Source organism: Variovorax sp. P4_D9 (assembly GCF_056401695.1).
Genome location: NZ_JBFUIU010000762.1, coordinates 1 through 4,201 on the forward strand (window position 1 = coordinate 1; position 4,201 = coordinate 4,201).

Here is a 4,201-nt window from a genome sequence, read left to right on the forward strand (position 1 = left end):
GGCTATTGCGCAGCCACGCAAGTGACCAATCGCAGATCCTAGAAAGCAGGCAGCCCCGCGACGAATACATGAACTGTCGGTAGCCAATCCACGCATATCAGCATGATCAACCGTCGCTCACGCACCCGGCTCCGCCGCGTTCCCTATCCGGCATTCGCGAAAGATCCTGCAATCCGGCACCCGGAGAGATCGGCTCGGGCTCTTGACAGGATCAAGCCATATCAGCCCTCAGTCGGCCTGGAAACTGTCCCTGAAGGTGAACCAGGTGCTGGTGAAGAACATCGCGGCCATCACCAGCGCGCCGCCGATCATCAGCGCACCGCCGATCGCCGCGGCGCCTTCGCTGGCCATGGCGCCGACCGCCACCAGCAGGCTCGCGAGCAGGCTCAGCACGATGCCGGCGCCGATGAAGACGCCGAACCAGGCCAGGCCGAAGACGGTAAGGGCGCCGAAGTTCTTGAAGCAGGCCACGAAGCTGAAGAACAGGCTCTTGGCCGGCGGCACGCGGTGCCAGTGGACCAGCGCCGGCGCATGCCAGAAGGCCAGCGACAGGGGCAGGTAGAGGCCCATGGCGATCCACAGCGCGACCTGGAATTCGGTCGATTCGGCCAGCTCGCGCGTGAGCGGGCCGCCGAGCAGGTAGACGCGGGCGAACTGGCCGCCGTCGGCCAGCGCCGAGATCGCCATCACGCCCAGGAACAATCCCGCGTACAGGGCGCCCAGCACCGCCATCGGCCGGACGTCGGCGCGCACCGCATTCAGCGCTGCCAGGAACACGGTGCCCGCGGGCGGTTTCTCGGGGCCGGAGGCCTGCTGCGCGGCCGCCATGAGGCCCAGCGTCATGGTCGGCAGCAGCATCAACGCGAGCGCGGCCCCGATGAGCGGCAGCTGCGAGGCGATGGACACCATCGCCATGAACAGGAAGAACAGTGAGATGAAGGCCAACGGCTGCTTCGCGAAGGCCTTGAGCCCCGCGCGGACCCAGAGCACGCCGGTGCGTGCCGGTACGAGGTTGAGTTTCATCGGGTCCGGTCAGGCCGCCAGCGCGTTGGCGCCGGATGCAATGTCAAAGGTGGCATGCGCGCGCTGCCGCAGCACGCGCTCGAAGTGGGTCGGGTCGTGGGCCTTCAGCATGCTGGCCTCGCGCGGCAGGTGGAAATCCCACAGGCGCGAAATCCAGAAGCGCAGTGCCGCAGCCCGCAGCATGGCGGGCAGCAGCGCACGCTCGGCGCCGGTGAGCGGCCGCACGGTGCCGTAGGCGGCCAGCAGGGCGTCGGCGCGGGCGCCATCGTGGCGACCGCTGGAGAGCTCGATCGCCCAGTCGTTCAGGCACACGGCGAGGTCGAACAGCCAGCTGTCGGCGCCGGCGAAATAGAAATCGAACACGCCGGTGAGGCGCGGCGCGTCGGCGCTGGCGTGGGTGTCGAACATTGCGTTGTCGCGGAACAGGTCGGCATGCACCGGCCCGCGCGGCAGCGCCGCATAGGCCGAGGATTCGGCCACGTGGTTCTGGTAGGCCAATTCGCTGCGCAGCAGCGAGCCTTGTGCGGCACCCAGGTAGGGCAGCACCACCGGTGCGGTGTCGTTCCACCACGCCAGGCCACGCAGGTTGGGCTGGATGCGGGGGTAGTCCCGGGCCGCCAGGTGCATGCAGGCCAGCAGCCGCCCGAGTTCGGCGCAGTGGGCCTCCGACGGGGCCAGTTCGCTCTTGCCGTTCAGGCGCCGGACCACCGCCGCCGGCTTGCCGGCCACCGTGTGCAGCAGCTCGCAGGGAGCGTTGGCCGGGATCGACAGCGGATGGCCCTTGGGCGGCGCGACTGCCGGGTCGGCCACCGGCTCGGGCACCGGAATGCCGCGGGCCGCCAGGTGCTTCATCAGGCAGAGGTAGTAGGGGAGCTGTTCGGCGCCCAGGCGCTCGAACAGGGTCAGGACAAACTCGCCGGACTCGGTGCTGGCGAAATAGTTTGTGTTCTCGATGCCGCCCTCGATGCCCTTGAGAGCGGTCAGCGGCCCCAGGCCCAGGCGCTGGACGAGCGTGTCCGCCTCGTCGAATACGACTTCCGTGAAAACCGCCACTGCGCGCTCAGAACTTGAAGACGTTCCACCAGACGCGCGAGCCGCCTTCGCCCGCGCTGGAGTCGGACTGGCCCTGGTTGCGCACGCGTTCCTCGGCGTTGGGCATGACCTGGTAGGCGGGGGCGTTGTTCTTGGGTTTGACCGTGATGTCCTGGGTCTGGCCGCCGACGCGCAGCTCGTCGATGGTGGCGCCGCTGTCCTCGGTGTGGATGCGCTGGATCCGCTGGTTCTGGCGGCCGGCCGCCTTGTCCGGATCGGCTTGTCCCTGGGCGGGTGCCGGGGCCGGGGGCGCCGGGTTCTGCGCGAAAACGACCGCGGAGGGCGCGGCGCAGGCCAGCGCCAACGTGGCGAGGCGGGCGCGGCGAACGAGGAGCAGAGAGGAGGACATGATTTGGATTGTAGGTCCGTGACCGGTTGGGGGATAGAACCATGTGCCGAACTTTTCCGTCTTCGGGAGTCGGCCGCGCGGCACGGCAAAATGCCCTGATGACTGACAAGAAAACGCTGCTGCTCGTCGACGGATCGAGCTACCTCTATCGCGCCTTTCACGCGATGCCCGATCTGCGCGCCGTTCCGGGCGACAACAGCAGCCCGGCCACCGGGGCCATCCGCGGAATGATCAACATGATGCAGGCACTGCGGCGCGAGGTGCGGGCCGACTACGCGGCCTGTGTCTTCGATGCGCCCGGAAAGACCTTCCGCGACGACTGGTATCCCGACTACAAGGCCAACCGATCGCCGATGCCCGACGACCTGCGCAGTCAGGTCGAGCCGATCCACCGGGTGGTCCGGATGCTCGGCTGGCCGGTGCTCTGCGTGCCCGACGTCGAGGCCGACGACGTGATCGGCACCCTGGCCCGGACGGCGGCGAGCCAGGGCATCGACGTGATCGTCTCGAGCGGCGACAAGGACCTGAGCCAGCTGGTCGACGAGCACATCACGATCATCGACACCATGAACGGCAAGAAGCGCGACGTGGCGGGCGTGACGGCCGAATTCGGTGTGCCGCCGAGCTTGATGATCGACTATCAGACGCTGGTGGGCGATACCGTCGACAACGTGCCGGGCGTCGAGAAGGTCGGCCCCAAGACCGCTGCCAAGTGGCTGCTCGAATACGGCTCGCTCGACGCGCTGATCGCGCGTGCGGCCGAGGTCAAGGGGCAGGCCGGCGAGAACCTGCGCAAGGCGCTCGACTGGCTGCCCCAGGGCCGGCGGCTGGTCACGATCCGCACCGACTGCGAGCTCGGCGACCACGTCAGCGGCCTGCCAGCGCTCGATGCGATCGCGATCAGCACGCAGCAGACGGACGAGCTCAAGGATTTCTACGAGCAATACGGATTCAAGAGCCTGGTGAAGACGCTCGAGGCGCATGCGGTGCCGCCCGAGCTGGTCGGGCAGGCCGACAAGAATGAGCAGCGCAAGGGCTCCGAGGCCGCCGAGCCGGACCTGTTCAGCGATCCGGCCCTGCTGGCCGCCGAGAAGGTCAGCAACCTGGCTTACGACACGGTGATGACCTGGGAGGTGTTCGACGCCTGGCTGGCGAAGATCGAGGCCGCCGAGCTGGTCGCGCTCGACACCGAGACCACCTCGCTCGACGAGATGCGCGCCGAGATTGTCGGCCTGAGCTTCAGCGTCAAGCCCGGCGAGGCGGCCTATGTCCCGGTGGGTCACAACTACCCGGACGCGCCCGCGCAGCTGCCGCGCGACGAGGTGCTCGAGAAGCTCCGGCCCTGGCTGGAAAACGGCGCAAAGAAGAAGCTGGGCCAGCACGTCAAGTACGACCGCCATGTGTTCGCCAACCACGGCATCGAGGTGCAGGGCTACGCCCACGACACCATGCTGCAGAGCTACGTGCTCGAAGTCCACAAGCCGCATGGCCTGGCCAGCCTGGCCGAGCGGCACCTGGGCCGCAGCGGCATCGATTACGAGGACCTGTGCGGCAAGGGCGCGCACCAGATTTCCTTCAGCCAGGTGGCGATCGACAAGGCGGCCGAATACTCCTGCGAGGACTCCGACCAGACGCTCGACGTGCACCGCGTGCTGTGGCCGCGGCTCGAAGCCGACGAGAAGCTGCGCTTTATCTACGAGCTCGAAATGGCCTCCAGCGAGACGCTCTATCGCATCG

4 protein-coding genes are annotated in these 4,201 nt (G+C 67.8%); 1 reads left to right on the top strand and 3 read right to left on the bottom strand.

Annotated features, from left to right (window positions below):
• Positions 1-228: 228 nt before the first annotated feature.
• The 3 genes from AC1DY5_RS44565 to AC1DY5_RS44575 are packed head-to-tail and all read right to left on the bottom strand — an operon-like array spanning position 229 to position 2,464.
• Complete coding sequence (locus AC1DY5_RS44565; protein ID WP_478120804.1) at positions 229-1,023, bottom strand: BPSS1780 family membrane protein; 795 nt, start codon at positions 1,021-1,023, stop codon at positions 229-231.
• Positions 1,024-1,032: 9 nt separating this feature from the next.
• Positions 1,033-2,076 carry a homoserine kinase gene (locus tag AC1DY5_RS44570; protein WP_478120805.1) on the bottom strand — a complete coding sequence of 348 codons (1,044 nt, stop codon included), beginning with the start codon at positions 2,074-2,076 and terminating at the stop codon, positions 1,033-1,035.
• Between the two features lie 7 nt (positions 2,077-2,083).
• Positions 2,084-2,464 carry a hypothetical protein gene (locus tag AC1DY5_RS44575; protein WP_478120806.1) on the bottom strand — a complete coding sequence of 127 codons (381 nt, stop codon included), beginning with the start codon at positions 2,462-2,464 and terminating at the stop codon, positions 2,084-2,086.
• Between the two features lie 98 nt (positions 2,465-2,562).
• Between AC1DY5_RS44575 and AC1DY5_RS44580 the strand changes: the two genes are divergently transcribed.
• Positions 2,563-4,201 (top strand): 5'-3' exonuclease H3TH domain-containing protein (locus tag AC1DY5_RS44580; RefSeq protein ID WP_478120807.1); only part of this gene is annotated, 1,639 nt, incomplete at its 3' end.

What these genes read in the sequence shown, in the direction of transcription:
- AC1DY5_RS44575 (WP_478120806.1), bottom strand. Translation starts at nt 2,464, where the DNA reads ATGTCCTCCTCTCTGCTCCTCGTTCGCCGCGCCCGCCTCGCCACGTTG.
- AC1DY5_RS44565 (WP_478120804.1), bottom strand. Translation starts at nt 1,023, where the DNA reads ATGAAACTCAACCTCGTACCGGCACGCACCGGCGTGCTCTGGGTCCGC.